Consider the following 15,343-nt stretch of genomic DNA (forward strand, 5'->3'; position numbering starts at 1 on the left):
GTGCGGAGGCGGGGCGGAGAAGCCCGATCCGGACAACTGCCAGGACTCGAAGATGGGGTGTCCCCCCGCGGAGCAGCCCTCGGTACCGGGCGACGTTCCACCGCCCGGCAGCGGCACACAGACGCCCCCGGGCAATGAAAACCCACAGACTCCACCGCCTCCGGTCAAGGGGCCGGAGTCGGTCCCACCCGCCTCGGGGGCCACGCTGTGGCTCGCGAAGGAGGGCGCGGCCCAGGACGACCTGGCGCTGGACCTGGCGGTGGACGCGACGGGTGACTTCTTCACCGCCGCGGCGCACGGCTACGACGACCTGGAGGCGCGCACTCCCACGGATGACGCCGTGGAGCTGGTGCTCACGCGGCGCTCCGGTGCGGGGCAGACGCTGTGGACACACGCCTACGACGTGCGCGTGGACCCCACGCCCGAAACACTGCGCGCGGACGTGCATGCCCGCGTGGCGGCGGACGGCGCGGGCGGCATGCTCCTGGCGGGCAACATCCAGGGCACGGTGGACCTGGGCACGGGCAAGCTCAGCAACGGCGCCATCGTCGCCAGGCTGTCCGCGGACGGCGCGACGCTCTGGGCGTACCGGGTGCCCGGCGAGCTGACGGTGAAGGACGTGGCGGCGGACGCGCAAGGGCGGCTGTACGTGGCCTATACCGCGCCAGGCCCGGTGGACCTGGGCAACGAGGTGAAGGGGGCCTCGGCGGGCGTGGCGGTGTTCACAGCGGACGGCACCGCGGAGCGCGCCTTCGCCGTGGGGAACGCGGAGTCCGAGGGTGCGGGCGCCGAGCCCCTGTCCCTGTCACCCGGCGCGGACGGCAGCGTGGCGGTGGCGGGGCGCTACGTGGGCACGGTGCGCTTCGGCACCAACGTCACGCAGGGGTCCGGTTCGGGCAGCCCCTTCGTCGCGCTGTACCGGGGCGACGGCACGCTCGGCTGGGCGAAGGTGCGGCCCGGCGTGAAGGGCGCCGTCCGGGACGTGAGCCGCGACGCGGCCGGTGACGTGGTGGCGGGCGGCGACTTCCAGGGCAGCTTCTCCTGGGCGGGCGCGTCGCTGAAGGGCGCCTCCAGCCCCAGCCCCTTCGTGGTGGTGACGGCGGCGGACGGCACCGAGCGCTGGGCGCGCGACCTGGGCGTGGACGCGTCCGTGCAGGGCGTGGCCATCCACGCGACGGGCGAGGTGCTGGTGGTGGGCTACACGTACTCGTGGCTGGAGAACGGCGCCTCGGGCACGGACGGCCTGGGGTCCGCGCAGCTCTTCACCCAGCGCTTCGACCCCACCGGACAGCCGCTGGCGTCGCGCCTCTTCCTGGGCGCCACGCCGGAACCGCGCGGCGAGCTGTACGGCGTGGAGGCGGTGCCGGCGGTGACGTTGCTGCCGGACGGGGACGCGGTGTTGTTCGGCTACACCGACCGCGTCACGGACTTCGGCGTGGAGAAGCTCAAGCCCACGCGCGGCGACGTCTTCCTGGTGCGCGTGAAGTATTAGACAGGCGTTCGCGACCTCCGCCCACGTGGCCCCTGGCGAGGCAATCGCCAGGGGCTGAATCCCCTTCGCACGCGCGAGCAATGGTCCTCCCCCCGAGGGAAGGCCCAGGTTCGGAGCGCGCGGGGGGTGCATGTCAAAGCGTCCGGGTGGGAAGCATGTCGTGGCCTTGCTGTGTCTGGCGTTGGGCTCCGCCTGCGCGCACTACCGCGTCCAGGCGCCCGGTGCCGCGGGGGCCGGTGCCACCGAACCCAAGGGCGAGGTCCTCTGGTCGCTGGCCTGGGGCCTGGTCCAGGAACGGCCCCGGGTGGACAACTGCCAGGACCAGGCGCTCGCGGAGGTCACCCAGAGCACCAACGTGGGCTTCGCGCTCATCAGCGTCCTGACGCTCGGCCTCGCGATGCCGCAGCAGGTGGAGTGGCGCTGCGCCAAGGCCCAGCCCACGCCAGGTGACCTCGGGGTCCGCCCCGTCCCGCCGCCTGAGACGGGCGAGGCGCCCTAGCCATGCCCCCCGTCATCCACGAGAACAGCCAGAAGCGCTGGCAGAACTGGCACCAGAGCTACACCCAGAAGCTGGAGCTCCTGGTGGACGTCTGGAATGCCAATGCCTCCCAGTCCACGGTGCCGGGCTACATCGACACCACGCAGGGCCTGCAGGGGCTCATCCAGCGGGCCCTCACCGAGCGCCTGGAGATCCGCGGCCTGGGCGGCGGCTGGTCCTTCACCAAGGCGCCCGCCACCAGCGGCATCCTGGTCAACACCCAGCCGCTGAACTACCTCTTCCCGGCGCCCCGCACCCACCCCGCCTATCCGGGCCGGCGCGAGGACCTCCTCTTCGCGCAGTGCGGTGTCTCCGTCGCGGAGCTGAACCACTTCCTGAAGAGCATCGGCAAGTCCCTGCCCACCTCGGGCGCCAGCAATGGGCAGACCATCGCGGGTGCCATCGGGACGGGCACGCATGGCTCCAGCCTGGAGTTCGGCGCCATGCAGGACTTCGTGGTGGGCCTGCACCTCGTGGTCTCACCGGACCGGCACGTGTGGCTGGAGCGGGCCAGCGCGCCGGTCATCCACGACGAGATTCCCCAGAACCTGGGCGCGGAGCTCGTCCGGGACGACGCACTCTTCAACGCCGCCCTGGTGGGCATGGGCGGCTTCGGCATCGTGCACGGCGTGCTGATGGAGGTGGAGGACCTCTACTATCTCCAGGCGTACCGCCAGCGGCTACCGCTCACCGAGGGGCTCTGGCAAGCGTGCGACCAGCTCGACTTCTCCGGCATCACGCTGCCGGGCCCACCGGGGCTCAAACCCTATCATTTCCAGGTGGTCATCAACCCCAATGACCTGGACCGGGGTGTCTACGTCACGGTGATGTACAAGCATGCGCGGTGCCCCGCGGGCTCGAAGCCGCCCAGTCCCGGCAGCAAGCTGACCCAGGGGGACAGCGCGCTCGAAATCGTCGGTGTGCTGACGGACATGGTCTCGGAGCTGACCATCCCCGTGCTGTCGAGGCTGATGGATCGCTTCTACGGGGAATACGCCGACATCTGCGGGACGCACGGCGAGCTGTTCACCGACACCACCACCCGGGGGAAGGCCTGGGGCAGCGCGGTGGGCGTTCCGCTCGGCCGGGTGCGAGAGACCGTCGAGCTGGCCCTCGCCGTCAATCGCATACACCCTTTCCCCGGGCTGCTAGCGCTGCGCTACGTCCAACCCTCCCGGGCCACGCTGGCGTTCACGCAGCACGCGCCCATGACGTGCGTCCTCGACATCGACGGAGCGGCGTCCACCCGCACGAAGTCCTACAGCCGCCGCGTCTGGCAGCAAATCGCCGAGGCCTCCATCCCCCACACGTTCCACTGGGGCAAGGTCCACGAGCTGGACGGCCCGGCGGTGCGCGGCCTGTACGGCACGGCACGCGTGGACGCCTGGCTCGGTGCGCGCACGGCCCTGCTCACCACCCCCGAGCTGCGCGCGGCCTTCTCCAATGACTATCTGCGCACGATGGACCTCGCGTGAGGAGGCTCGCCGGGCTGGCGGTGATGGGCGCGCTGCTCGCCTCCGGAGCGGCCCGCGCGCAGGACGACAACATCAACCTCTACCGCTACGTGCTCGACGTGGACGTGCCCGAGTCTCCAGCACTGGTGGCCCTGGAGCAGGCGCCCCTGCGCGTGTTGCTCGGCGCGGCGCCCAAGCCCGTGATGGCCACGGTGCTGGCCTCGGCGGCACCTGGAGCGCTCAGCCCCGGCCTCAGCCTGGACATCGCGCCCTACTTCCTCTTTGGCGGTGGCATCCGGAGCCTGTCCAGCTACCGCTCGAACTCGGTGGCGGGCCGGCTCATGCGGGTGCTGACGAAGACGACGGTGTCCGCGGCGCTGATTCCAGACACCACCGACGGAGGCCCCTGGCGCGTGGGCTTCGGGCTCCGGACGACGTTCCACGACCCGCACGACCCCGTGCTCAACTCCGCCCTGCCTGAACGGGTCGCGGAGGAGCTGGAGCGCCACGGCGTGCCTCGACCCGCGGACTCGGACGAAGACGTGTCCGGGCGCGGCGTGGACCTGTCAGCCCTCTTCGACGAGGCCGGGAGGGCGATGCGCTCCCGGAGTGGAGACATCCAGGTCTCCGCCGGATGGGGCGTCTCCGCCCGCACGGAAGGCGGCGTGTTCACGGGCGAAGGGCTCCGGGACACCCGGCACACCTTCTGGATGACCGGACAGGCGGCGCTCGGCCGGCGCTTCGACGTGCTCGCGACGGTGCAGGGGCTGGACGTGTTCGACTCCGGCCGCGCGCTGCTCGCCGGGGTGGGCGTGCAACGGAAGACCTCCGTGGCCGACTTCCGCGCCGAGCTCACCTACGACGGCACCGACGAGCGCCTCCACCCGGGAGCGGCCATCGACGTGAAGCTGCCGGGGTGCACGAGCGCCATCGCCTCGCTCGCCACGGCCCCCGGCACGTCCGAGGACGACCCGGTGCTCCGGGGCCAGCTCCAGCTGCGCTGGTACTTCGCGCGGTGCCGATAAAGAAAACGGGCCCGGCGCACTGAAGGCACCGGGCCCGCTCATGATTCACGACGAGGAACGCCTCAGCCGCCGAGCTCCACGTTCTCCAGCACGCCCAGCGCGTCGGGGACGAGCACGGCGGCGGAGTAGTAGGTGCTCACCAGGTAGTTCGTGATGGCCTGGTCGCTGACGGCCATGCGCTTCACGGTGAGGCCCGGCTCCACCTCGTCGGGGATGCCGGCGTTGTGCAGGCCGACCACGCCCTGGTCGTCCTGACCGGTGCGCATGGCGATGATGGAGGTGGTGTTCTCCCGGCTGATGGGCAGCTTGTCGCAGGGGAGGATGGGCACCCCACGCCACGCCTGGAACTTCGCCCCACCCACGTCCACCACCGTCGGGTACAGGCCGCGCCTGGTGCACTCCCGGCCGAACGCCGCGATGGCGCGCGGGTGGGCCAGGAAGTAGCGCGTCTTGCGGCGGCGCGTCACCAGTTCGTCCATGTCGTCCGGCGTCGGCGGACCGGAGCGGGTGTTGATGCGCTGCTTGAGGTCGGCGTTGTGCAGCAGGCCGAACTCCGGGTTGTTGATGAGCTCCCACTCCTTGCGCTCCTTCAGCGCCTCGATGGTCAGCCGCAGCTGCTCCGCGGTCTGGTTCATCGGGTCGTTGAAGATGTCCGACACGCGGGTGTGCACGCGCAGGATGGTCTGCGCCACGCTCAGCTCGTACTCGCGCGGCCTCAGCTCGTAGTCCACGAAGCCGCCCTCGATGATCGGCTCGCCGTGGTGGCCGGCCGTCAGCGGGATGGCTGACTGGCCCGCCTTGTCCTGGGGCTTCTTGAGGTTCGCCTTGTAGCGGTCCACGTGCGCCTTCAGCGACGGGGACTGGGTGATGAGGGATTCGAACACCTCCTGCGGCAGCGCCATCACCGTGCAGGCCGTGATGGCCTTGACGGTGAAGGACCACACGTCGTTCGACTCCACCACCGCCTGATCACCGAAGTGGTCGCCGTCCGCCAGCGTGTCCAGCACGACGGGGTCGCCGTACTTGCCGGCCTTCAGCTTCTGCGCCTTGCCGTGCGCGAGGAGGAACACGTGCTCGGCGGACTGGCCCGCCTCCACGATGTTCTCCCCGGCCTTGTACTGCCGCTGCGTGAAGCGGCCCGCCAGGGTGCGGATGAGCAGGTCATCCACGTCCTCGAAGCCCCGCATCAGCGGCAGCTTCAGCAGTTCCTGCGGGATGACCTCCACCTTGACGCCGATGTTGCTGAAGTTCAGCCGGTCGTCGCCCACGGTGTACGTCAGCCGCCGGTTCACGCGGAACGTGCCGCCGGACACCTGCACCCAGGGCAGGATGCCCAGCAGATAGCGGGGCGAGATGCCCTGCATCATCGGCTGCGTCTTGGTCGTCGTCGCGAGCTGACGCGCGCCAGCCGTGCTGAGGCTCTGGCCTTCGTGCGCCGCCGCGTCCTTCACTGGATTCGCCATGGAAGAATCTCCGGGTCGCTAGGTGGGACTACGAGCGGCCGAGTTCCACGCTCTCCAGGATGCCCAGCGCGTCCGGGGTGAGGACCGCCGCGGAGAAGTACGCCGTCACCAGGTAGTTCATGATGGCCTTCTCGTTGATGCCCATGAACCGGACGTTGAGGCTGGGCTCGATCTCATCCGGGATGCCCGCCTGGTGCAGGCCGACCACGCCCTGGTTCTTCTCACCCGCGCGCATCAGCATGATGGACGTGGTGCGCGACTCGCTGATGGGCAGCTTGTTGCAGGACACGATGGGGACGCCGCGCCACGCGGGCACGTGGCTGCCGTTCATCTCGATGCTGGTGGGGTAGATGCCCCGCTTGTTGCACTCCTGCCCGAACGCGGCGATGGCGCGCGGGTGGGCCAGGAAGAACGACGGCTCCTTCCACACCGTGGCCAGCAGCTCGTCCATGTCGTCCGGCGTCGGGGCGCCGGAGCGGGTGTGGATGCGCTGCTTGAGGTCCGCGTTGTGCAGCAGGCCGAACTCACGGTTGTTGATGAGCTCGTGCTCCTTGCGCTCCTTCAGGGCCTCCACGGTGAGGCGCAGCTGCTGCTGCGTCTGGTTCATGGGGTCGTTGAAGAGGTCCGCGACGCGCGTGTGGATCTGCAGCACGGTCTGCGCGATGGCCAGCTCGTACTCGCGCGGGTGCGTCTCGTAGTCCACGTACGTGCCGGGCAGCACGGGCTCGCCGTGGTGGCCGGCGGCCAGCTCGATGGCCTTCTGGCCGGAGGTGTCCTGCTTCTTCTTGGAGCGGGCCTTGAAGTCCTCGATGTGCTTCTGCAGCGACGGCACCTGCGCCACCACCGCCTCGAAGGCGGACTGCTGGAGGATGAGCGCGATGACCGGCGTGACGGCCTTGGCCGTGAACTGCCAGTAGTCCTGCGACTCCAGCAGCGCCTGGTAGCTGTAGTGGTCGCCGTCCGCCAGGGTCTCCAGCACCAGCGGCTCACCGTACTTGCCGGTGCCGATGCGGTTCACCTTGCCGTGGGCGATGAGGACGATGGAGTCCGCTTCCTTGCCGGCCTCGGTGATGACCTCACCGGCCTTGTACTCCTTCTGCACGAAGCGGTTGGCCAGCGCGGTGAGCGCCTCCACGTCCTCGTAGCCGCGCAGCAGGGGCAGCTCGCCCAGCTCCTGGGGAATCACGGCCACCTTGGCGCCGGTGCTGGTGAAGGTGACGCGGCCGTCGCCCACGGCGTAGGTCATGCGGCGGTTGACGCGGTACGTACCGCCGGACACCTGCACCCACGGCAGCAGCTTGAGCAGCCACCGCGAGGAGATGCCCTGCATCTGCGGCTCGGACTTGGTCGTCGTCGCCAGCTGGCGCGCCGCCTGGGTCCCGAGGCTCTGGTTGTTGTCGTCGAACTTCTTCGTGTCGTTGGACATGGTTCACCCTTCTCCAGGTTGAAGATTCAAAAGGCTTCGCACTGCGGTGGGACTCAAGGCTTGGTGGCGCGGAACAACTCGGCGACGCGGGTCGCGGACATGCCCAGACCGGAGAGGTTCCCGGTCTTGAACTTCGGCGAGGCGTCGTGGATGAGCTCGGTTTCGGTGTAGCGGGTCACCTCCGCGTGCCACCGGGGGATGCCCGCCATCCACTGCTGGAGCTGCTCCACGTACTTGTGCAGCTTCTCCTGCGCATTCGCATCCAGGTCGAAGGTGCGGATGACCACGGGCAGCTCCTTGGCCACCAGGTGCTGGAACTGCTTCATGCGCGCGGTCATCAACTCATTGACCACGCGCACGGCCTCGTCCTTGTCCACGCCCAGGAACTTCTGGACCACGAGCACGCAGTTGTTGAGCTCACCCTCGAACTGGATCTCCTTCTGGTAGGAGAAGAGGTCGTTGACGAAGCACGCGTAGTCCGCGGCCGAGTTCTCCAGCCCGCGCAGCGTGCGCGTGTTGAAGACGTCCTCCGGCACCGCGTCGCCCTTGGAGAGGCGCGACAGGCTCATGGTGAGGTCCGAGCCGAACGTCTTGCGGCGCATCTCCACGTAGTCCACGGGGTCCGGCACGCGGTTGATGAGCTGGTTGTTCAGCTCCCACACCCAGCTGTCCGTCATGTCCTGGATGGCCTTGCGGAACAGCTTGCGGCCGCGCGGCGACAGCGGGCCCGCGGTGCGCTTCCACAGGTCCGCCAGGCCCAGCTCCACCGGGTTGGTGGGCACCGCCGCGTTGGCGACCTCCACGTCATCCGGCATGAACTGGCCAAGCCGCGCGGTGAACACCTTCGCGCCCGCCATGTCCCGCGAGTTGGCGTAGAGCAGGGGGAAGTAGTCGTCCGCGTAGGTGCCCCAGACGAGCCAGCACGCCGTCAGGTCCAGCTGCTCCGGGGTCGCGTCCGGGTGGATGAGCGCGCCGCAGAGGGCCACGTCCGCCGCGTCGAACTTGTGGTCGTCCCAGACGTAGAGCCCCACGACGGGCACCACCTCCAGCATGCCCATCCGCCGCGCCCAATCCTTGGAGCTCTTCCGCGCGCGGTCCAGGTGGGGGCTCAGGTACGTGCTGTACGGCATGTAGAACTTCGGCAGCTTCGTGGGGCCCACGTGCTGACGGGGCACGTGGCTCAGGGACCGGGCGCGGGGCCCCAGCCCCAGCGCGCCGGGCGTCAGCGGCAGCCGCAGCGCGGAGGTGCCCAGCCCGGACGGCACGGGGACGGACAGCGCCGGGCGCTCCTCCGAGTGCTGGTTCATGTAGCGGTTGGAGCGCATGTGCCACTCGTGGCCGCCGGACTGCCAATCCTGGAGGCCCCGCAGGTACGTGAGCACCTGCGCCTGCTCCACCGGGTTGAGGGCGTTCTCCGCGACGAGCCACGGCAGCTCCGTGGCGAAGGTGGTCTCGAACTGCTGGAGCCGGGAGGTCAGCAGGTCGTTGACCAGGTCCGCCGCGCGCTGCGTGTCGCAGTCGAGGAACTTCTCCACCACCAGCACGCCGTTGGAGAGCTCGCCCTCCTCCAGTTCGCGCTCGTAGGAGAACAGGTCGTTGCGCAGGTGCACCGCGTCCGAGAACGTGTCCTTGAAGACGCGCATCTGCCGGCTCTGCACGACGCGGGCGGGGATCTCCGCGGCGACGGCGTGCTCCACCAGGTCCGACGACCAGGGCGCGCCACCCACCTTGCGGCGCATCTCGATGTACTCGATGGGGTTGGAGACGCGCGCCTCGCTGATGTTCTCGATCTCCCACATCGATTCATCGAGCAGGTGCTTGGTGTTCTCGAAGAAGCGGCGGCGCCATTCCATGGACATGGAGGGCACGGTGCGCTGCCACAAATCCCAGAGGCCGCGCTCCACCGCGTTGGTGGGCTCCGGCGGCGGGGTCATGTCCAGCGGCATGAACAGCGGCAGCCGGTCCAGGTAGGCCTGCCCGCCCTGCACGTCGCGCGAGTACTTGAAGACCTCCAGGAAGTGGTCGTCGAAGTAGAAGACCCAGACGTACCAGTCCGTGATGAGGTCCAGCTCCGGACCCGGCGCCTCCGGGTGCGTGTACGCACAGAGCAGCGCGTAGTCCATGCCGTCGAAGCGGCGCTCGGACCACACCTCCCGGTCCGTTCCGTCACGCGGCGGTCCCAGGATGCCCATCTGGTACGACCACGCCTTGGTGTGCGCGCGGGCCGCTTCCAGGTTCGGGTTCAGGCGCGCCGGCCAGGGCACATAGAAATCCGGCAGCTGGAACGGTTGCTTCTTTCGCGCCTTGGCCATGCACACCCCTCGTTGGACCCCGCACGACTTCTACTGTCGTCCAGTGACCAACTCCACGACTAACAGGGTCCACCGGAGAACTTGAGTAATCCGGTGAATAAGGGCTGGCGGGGATGGGAGATGACCCACCCGGGATCGTGGCGGGAACCCGGTGGTGGTGGGCATTTCCGCCACTCACGGCCATGGCGGATCCAACACCATCCTCAAGGTTGAGAAAGAGAGAACCGATGTCCGGGGGCTTGAAGGCTTCGCGGCGGCGGCGCGGGGAGCGCATCCCCTCATGGGACGGCTGCCTCCCCGCGTTCCACCAGCGGAGGGTCCGCTAGCGGCGCGTGGAGCGGCGCGACGGGCTCTTGCGAGCGGTCGTCTTACGGGCGGACGTCTTGCGCGCGGACGTGCCACGGCTGGACGTCTTGCGCGCGGTGCGGCCGGCGGCGGCGCGACGGGCGGGGGCCTTGCGAGCGCCACGCTTGGCGGTGGCCTTCTTCGCGGTGCCACGCTTCGCCGTACCACGCTTGCCCGCGGCCTTCTTCGCGGTGCGCTTGCCGGCGGCCTTCTTCGCCGTGGTGCGCTTCGCGGTCGCCTTCTTCGCGGCGCCCGTGCGGCGGGACGATGCCTTGCGGGCGCTCTTGCGCGCACCGGAGGAGCGGCGGCGCGACGGCGTGGCGGGCGTCGCCTCACCGACCGGCAGCACCGTGTTGGACGACGGGTTCTCGTTCGGGTCCTGCGTGTTCGACTCGGCGTGCATCAACAACCTCCAGGGATGACAACACCTGGAGGGTAAGCCCAACCGGCGGAAGTGCACGCATGCCCCACCGTGCAGATGCACGCCACCTGACGAATGCATGCGCCGCGACATCCGCGCGAGGCCGAAAATCCGGCCCTGGAGCGCACGGCCGCGCGCGTGCGCTACGCCGCGCCCTTCAGGAACGCGGCCAGCTTCTCGTACGCCACGGCCAGCGGAGGGATGGGCGCGCTCTCATGGAGCTGGTGCGCCTGCGCCGTCTCACCGGGTCCGAAGTTCACCGCGTCCACGCCCCACTCGCCGAAGCGCGCCACGTCCGTCCACGCCTGCTTCGACGCGGCGGGCAGCCCCGTGAGCGCCATCAGCCGCTGGAACAGCGGGTTGCCCGCGGCCACCGGCCCGCTGGGGGACGCGTCCGTGAACTCCACCTCCGCGCGGCCCGCCACCAGCGCCAGCACGTCCTCCTTCGCCTGCGCCACGCTCTTGCCCGGCGCGAAGCGGTAGTTGAGGTTCAGTTCGAACGCCTCCGGCACCACGTTGCGCGCCCGGCCGCCCTTGGCCAGCGTGGCGCTGATGACCTCGTAGAAGGGGAAGCCCGCGACGTTCACCTCCACGCGCTCGCGGCCCAGCAACTCCGTGAGCAGCGGCCCCGCCTTGTGGATGGCGTTCTCCCCCTGCCACGGCCGCGCGGAGTGCGCGCTGCGCCCCGTGAAGCGGACGGACACCTGCATGCTGCCGACACAGCCCACCTGCACCACGCCGTCCGTGGGCTCCATGGCGATGCCGAACTTCACGTGGGACAGGTCCGGCCGCTTCGCGTACAGCGGAATGAGGCCGCTCTCCGCGTAGGCGCCCTCCTCGCGCTCGTACAGGAGGAAGGCCACGTTGACGGGCAGCGCGTCGCGCTTGAGGTCCTCCGCCAGCGCCATCATCACCGCGACGCCGCCCTTCATGTCGGACGCGCCCAGGCCGTGCACGCGCTCGCCTTCGATGCGGGGCGCGCGGCCCACGTCTCCGGGGTGCATGGGCACCGTGTCCAGGTGGCCGATGAGCGCCACCGTGGGCCGCGGGTCCGCCAGCGACCCCAGGAGCAGCGTGTGCCCGACGCGGAAGACCTCGTCGCGGCGGAAGTGCTTCAGCGCCCAGCCTTCCACGTGGTCCGCGATGGGACCCTCGTAGCCAATGGGGCTCTCGATGCGGCACAGCTCGAGCGTCGTCTGGGCGAGGCGGGTGGCGAGGTCAATGGAAGCCATGCGCGAAGCACCTTACTCCCCGCCCGCGTCCGGCACACCGTCCCGTCAGGCGCCGTCCACCAGGTCCTCGAAGGACGTGGCGCCGTCCAGCACGGTGAAGCAGATGCACGCGGGGCCCTGCAGCGCGGTGAAGTCGTGCAGCGAACCGTCCGTCTTCTCCAGCTCGTCGCCGGGCCACACCTCGTGGCCGTTGTCCTCGCGGAAGCCGCCCTCCAGCACCAGGTTCCACTCGCGGCCCAGGTGCGCGTGACGCGGGTAGCGGGCGCCGGGCAGCAGGCGCACGACGGCGGCCATCATCCCCTCGCGCGCCGGGCCCGTCTCCACCGGCATCAGCTCCACGCCCTCCACCGGGCCGGGCATCCAGTTGGCGGGGTCCGACATGGACTCCAGCAGCTCGCGGGCCCGCGCCTCCGTCACGTCCAGGAACGCGGACACCTTCCCGGCCCAGCGGGCGAAGCGGCCGGGCCCTTCCATGTGCCCCATCAGCCGCTGGAGCACCTCGGCCGGAGGCGTCACCGAAGGAACGAGCGTCCCCAGCGCATCCACGGCGGGCGTCAACCGGGCCAGCTCCGCCCGGCAGTGCGCGCAGCCGTCCAGGTGCCGGGCCGCGGCGTCGCGCCGGGCGGGCTCCAGGGTCCCGAGCAGCCACTCGGGAAGGATGTCGTCGAGATGTTCCATGATCTCCTGAAATGCCACGGACGTATCAAGTCGCGTAACATCTATACGCGCCCCCGCCAGCGGCGGATTTCCACCGGCTCACACCGGGACGGCGAACTCGCGCAAGGCCGCGTTGAGGCTGGTCTTCTGGTCGGTGGACGCCTTGCGCTGCCCGATGATGAGCGCGCACGGAACCATGTATTTCCCGGCGGGGAACTGCTTCTCCCGCATGCCCGGAATCACCACGCTGCGCGCCGGCACGCGGCCCTTGTGGATGACCTCCTGGGGCCCGGTGACGTCGATGATCTGCGTGGACGCGGTCAGCACCACGTTGGCGCCGAGCACCGCCTCCTCCTCCACCACCACGCCCTCCACCACGATGGAGCGGCTGCCCAGGAAGGCGCCGTCCTCGATGATGACCGGCGACGCGGAAGGCGGCTCGAGCACGCCCCCCAGCCCCACGCCACCCGACAGGTGGACATGGCGGCCCACCTGCGCGCAGGAACCCACCGTGGCCCACGTGTCCACCATGGTGCCCGCGCCCACCCGCGCGCCGATGTTCACGTACCCGGGCATCACCACCGCGCCCCGCTCCACGAAGGCGCCATAGCGCACGGTGCCCGGAGGCACCACGCGCACGCCCGCCGCCTCCAGGCCCTTCTTCAGGGGCACCTTGTCGTAGAACTCGAAGGGGCCCACCTCCATCACCTGCATCTCCGACACGGCGAAGAACAGGAGGATGGCCTCCTTCACCCAGGCGTTGACCCGCCAGCCTTCCGGGCCCTTCTCCGCGACGCGCAGCTCACCGGAGTCCAGCCGCGCCAGCGTCTCGCGCACGGCCGCCACGGTGTCCGCGTCCTTCAATTTCGCCCGGTCCGCGAACGCCGCGGACACCCGCTGGGAGAGCTCTTCGAGGGATGTCGCCATGACGCGAAGTTGAATCACACTTCAGGTGTCCGCGCCCCTCCTGAGTGTCCACCCGCTGACGCCCTCACGCGTGAGCCGGCGCCATCCCCAGCGCGAGGGGCAGGGTCTGTGTCGTGATTTCCCCGTGAAACGAGGCATCCGCATGAGTGAGCGGTCCGGTGCCCTCCTTCAGGACGACGGCGCCCTGAAGCACGCGGCCCACGGCGGACAGGGGCACTTCCTTCCAGTGGCGGTGGCGAACGAAGGGCGAACTCCGGACGTAGAGGTGTTCCTGGCCGATGAGGGCCACGTACCCCAGGAGCTTCCCGTCCGCCGAGCGGACGCGCATGCCGCTGATGATGGAGCGCCGTTCGGACGGCGTGTCGTCGAAAGCCATCGGTCGTCTCCTCCCGTGAGCGGGAAAGGTGGGGACGGACAGGCGACGCCGCGAGCCGCCCCCCGCCGCCAGGGGCCTGTCCGCCCGTTCCCCCGGGGAAGGGCCGGGGGTGGCGGCCGCCCGGCCCGGAGCCAGGCCGGGCCCTCGCGACCGTGTTTCCCGCGCCCGGGAGGCGCGCTCCCGTTAGCTTGCGCCCGCCATGACGACCTCCGTCTTCCCTCCGCTGCGCGCCGCCTACGACCCGGAGGCCTTCCGGACCACCGCCCACGCCTTGATGGACCAGCTCGCGGACTACCTGAAGGCGGCGCTCGGCGGGGGCGCGATGCCGGTGCTGCCCTGGGCCCCGCCCGCGGTGAACCAGGAGCGCTTCGCCACGGCCTTTCCAGAGGAGCCGCCCCAGGAGCTGGCCCCTGCCTTCGCGGGGTTGATGGCGCGCGTGCTGGAGGGCTCCCACCACCTGCACCACCCGCGCTACGTGGGCCACCAGGTGACGGCGCCCGTGCCGCTCTCCGCGCTCTGCGACGCCGTGTCCTCGCTGCTCAACAACGGCATGGCCGTGTACGAGATGGGCCCCGTCGCCACCGCGATGGAGCACCACGTGCTCGCGTGGATGGCGGCGAAGCTGGGGCTGCCCGTGAGCGCCCGGGGCGTGCTCACCTCCGGCGGCAGCGCGGGCAACCTCACCGCCCTGCTCGCCGCCCGTCAGGCGAAGGCCGGCTATGACGCGTGGAACGGCGGCGCGCACGCGGGCCCGCCCCTGACGGTGCTGGTCCCCCGCTCCGCCCACTACTGCCTGGCCCGCGCGGTCCGCATCATGGGCTGGGGCGAGGGCGGCCTCACCCCGGTGGACGTGGACGACCACTTCCGCGTGCGTCCGGACGCCCTGGAGGACGCGCTCGCCCGGGCCACGAACGCGGGGAAGAAGGCCATTGCCGTGGTGGCCAGCGCGGGCTCCACCGCCACCGGCGCCTTCGACCCGCTGGAGCCCGTGGCGGACTTCGCCCAAGAGCACGGCCTGTGGTTCCACGTGGACGGCGCGCACGGGGCCGCCGCGTCCCTCAGCCCCAAGTACCGCGCGCAGGTGAAGGGCATCGAGCGGGCGGACTCCGTGGTGTGGGACGCGCACAAGGGGCTGCTCATGCCCGCGCTGGTGACGGCCGTCCTCTTCCGCGACGGGGCGCGCTCCTTCGACGCCTTCTCCCAGGAGGCCCACTACCTCTTCCACGGCGACGGCGACGACGCGCGCCCCTACAGCGACGTAGGCCTGCGCACGCTGGAGTGCACCAAGGAGATGATGCCCCTCAAGGTGTACGCGTGCCTGTCCGTGCTGGGCACGCGCGTCTTCGAGGAGGCCGTCACCGCGTCCTACGACCAGGCCCGGCGCTTCGCGGAGAAGCTCACCGCCGCCCCGGACTTCGAGCTGGCGCTGGAGCCCGACTGCAACATCGTCTGCTTCCGCCACACCCCCGCGCACGTGCCCCCGGAAGGCTGGGACGCGCTCCAGGTCCGGCTGCGCGAGGCGTTGGTCTCCCGTGGAAGTTTCTACCTGGTGCAGACGCGGCTGCCCCGGGGGGTGTACCTGCGGACGACGCTCATCCACCCGCTCACCGGGGACGCGGACCTGGAGGCCCTGCTGGACGCACTCCGGAGCGCGGCCCGGCCATGAATTTTGTGT

Annotated in this window: 13 protein-coding genes; 5 read left to right on the top strand and 8 right to left on the bottom strand. The window is 70.3% G+C overall.

All coding sequences use genetic code 11. The features are described from left to right. The 4 genes from D7X32_RS25095 to D7X32_RS25110 all read left to right on the top strand — a co-directional run. A partial coding sequence (locus D7X32_RS25095; protein ID WP_120605100.1) for a hypothetical protein occupies positions 1-1,492 on the top strand: 1,492 nt, incomplete at its 5' end. Between the two features lie 160 nt (positions 1,493-1,652). Then, on the top strand, positions 1,653-1,991 hold the full coding sequence (locus D7X32_RS25100) for a hypothetical protein (RefSeq protein WP_120605101.1): 339 nt from the start codon (positions 1,653-1,655) through the stop codon (positions 1,989-1,991). Positions 1,992-1,993: 2 nt separating this feature from the next. Beyond that, positions 1,994-3,505 carry an FAD-binding protein gene (locus D7X32_RS25105; RefSeq protein WP_120605102.1) on the top strand — a complete coding sequence of 504 codons (1,512 nt, stop codon included), beginning with the start codon at positions 1,994-1,996 and terminating at the stop codon, positions 3,503-3,505. After that, a complete protein-coding gene (locus D7X32_RS25110; protein ID WP_147450254.1) occupies positions 3,502-4,509 on the top strand; it encodes a hypothetical protein in 1,008 nt (335 codons plus the stop codon). The genes D7X32_RS25105 and D7X32_RS25110 overlap by 4 nt, the downstream gene beginning before the upstream one ends. A 62-nt stretch (positions 4,510-4,571) precedes the next feature. Here the strand turns inward: D7X32_RS25110 and D7X32_RS25115 are convergent, their stop codons facing one another. The 8 genes from D7X32_RS25115 to D7X32_RS25150 form a co-directional block, all read right to left on the bottom strand. Then, on the bottom strand, positions 4,572-5,972 hold the full coding sequence (locus D7X32_RS25115) for a family 2B encapsulin nanocompartment shell protein (RefSeq protein ID WP_120605104.1): 1,401 nt from the start codon (positions 5,970-5,972) through the stop codon (positions 4,572-4,574). A 28-nt stretch (positions 5,973-6,000) separates the two neighbouring features. Continuing rightward, a complete protein-coding gene (locus D7X32_RS25120; protein WP_120605105.1) occupies positions 6,001-7,398 on the bottom strand; it encodes a family 2B encapsulin nanocompartment shell protein in 1,398 nt (465 codons plus the stop codon). Between the two features lie 53 nt (positions 7,399-7,451). Next, positions 7,452-9,710, bottom strand: coding sequence for a family 2 encapsulin nanocompartment cargo protein terpene cyclase (locus D7X32_RS25125; RefSeq protein WP_120605106.1), 2,259 nt, complete (start codon positions 9,708-9,710; stop codon positions 7,452-7,454). A gap of 322 nt (positions 9,711-10,032) precedes the next feature. After that, the gene (locus D7X32_RS25130) at positions 10,033-10,458 is read right to left on the bottom strand and encodes a cell envelope biogenesis protein TolA (RefSeq protein ID WP_120605107.1); all 426 of its coding nucleotides are present in this window, start codon (positions 10,456-10,458) and stop codon (positions 10,033-10,035) included. A gap of 161 nt (positions 10,459-10,619) precedes the next feature. Continuing rightward, positions 10,620-11,708, bottom strand: coding sequence for a succinyl-diaminopimelate desuccinylase (gene dapE, locus D7X32_RS25135; RefSeq protein WP_120605108.1), 1,089 nt, complete (start codon positions 11,706-11,708; stop codon positions 10,620-10,622). 45 nt (positions 11,709-11,753) lie between these two features. Further along, positions 11,754-12,386, bottom strand: a complete 633-nt coding sequence (locus tag D7X32_RS25140; protein WP_120605109.1) for a cupin domain-containing protein — start codon at positions 12,384-12,386, stop codon at positions 11,754-11,756. A gap of 78 nt (positions 12,387-12,464) precedes the next feature. Beyond that, complete coding sequence (locus D7X32_RS25145; protein WP_120605110.1) at positions 12,465-13,292, bottom strand: 2,3,4,5-tetrahydropyridine-2,6-dicarboxylate N-succinyltransferase; 828 nt, start codon at positions 13,290-13,292, stop codon at positions 12,465-12,467. 64 nt (positions 13,293-13,356) lie between these two features. After that, positions 13,357-13,668: a hypothetical protein gene (locus D7X32_RS25150; RefSeq protein WP_120605111.1), complete on the bottom strand. Its 312-nt coding sequence runs from the start codon at positions 13,666-13,668 to the stop codon at positions 13,357-13,359. Positions 13,669-13,867: 199 nt separating this feature from the next. Between D7X32_RS25150 and D7X32_RS25155 the strand changes: the two genes are divergently transcribed. Next, positions 13,868-15,334: a pyridoxal phosphate-dependent decarboxylase family protein gene (locus tag D7X32_RS25155; protein WP_120605112.1), complete on the top strand. Its 1,467-nt coding sequence runs from the start codon at positions 13,868-13,870 to the stop codon at positions 15,332-15,334. Positions 15,335-15,343 lie beyond the last annotated feature (9 nt).

The sequence above is a fragment of the Corallococcus carmarthensis genome (assembly GCF_003611695.1).
Taxonomy (GTDB): domain Bacteria; phylum Myxococcota; class Myxococcia; order Myxococcales; family Myxococcaceae; genus Corallococcus; species Corallococcus carmarthensis.

Excerpts from the sequence above, each read along its gene's own strand:
- dapE (WP_120605108.1), bottom strand. The coding sequence starts at position 11,708 with ATGGCTTCCATTGACCTCGCCACCCGCCTCGCCCAGACGACGCTCGAG.
- D7X32_RS25155 (WP_120605112.1), top strand. The coding sequence starts at position 13,868 with ATGACGACCTCCGTCTTCCCTCCGCTGCGCGCCGCCTACGACCCGGAG.
- D7X32_RS25105 (WP_120605102.1), top strand. The coding sequence starts at position 1,994 with ATGCCCCCCGTCATCCACGAGAACAGCCAGAAGCGCTGGCAGAACTGG.
- D7X32_RS25125 (WP_120605106.1), bottom strand. The coding sequence starts at position 9,710 with ATGGCCAAGGCGCGAAAGAAGCAACCGTTCCAGCTGCCGGATTTCTAT.
- D7X32_RS25130 (WP_120605107.1), bottom strand. The coding sequence starts at position 10,458 with ATGCACGCCGAGTCGAACACGCAGGACCCGAACGAGAACCCGTCGTCC.
- D7X32_RS25145 (WP_120605110.1), bottom strand. The coding sequence starts at position 13,292 with ATGGCGACATCCCTCGAAGAGCTCTCCCAGCGGGTGTCCGCGGCGTTC.
- D7X32_RS25115 (WP_120605104.1), bottom strand. The coding sequence starts at position 5,972 with ATGGCGAATCCAGTGAAGGACGCGGCGGCGCACGAAGGCCAGAGCCTC.
- D7X32_RS25140 (WP_120605109.1), bottom strand. The coding sequence starts at position 12,386 with ATGGAACATCTCGACGACATCCTTCCCGAGTGGCTGCTCGGGACCCTG.
- D7X32_RS25150 (WP_120605111.1), bottom strand. The coding sequence starts at position 13,668 with ATGGCTTTCGACGACACGCCGTCCGAACGGCGCTCCATCATCAGCGGC.
- D7X32_RS25120 (WP_120605105.1), bottom strand. The coding sequence starts at position 7,398 with ATGTCCAACGACACGAAGAAGTTCGACGACAACAACCAGAGCCTCGGG.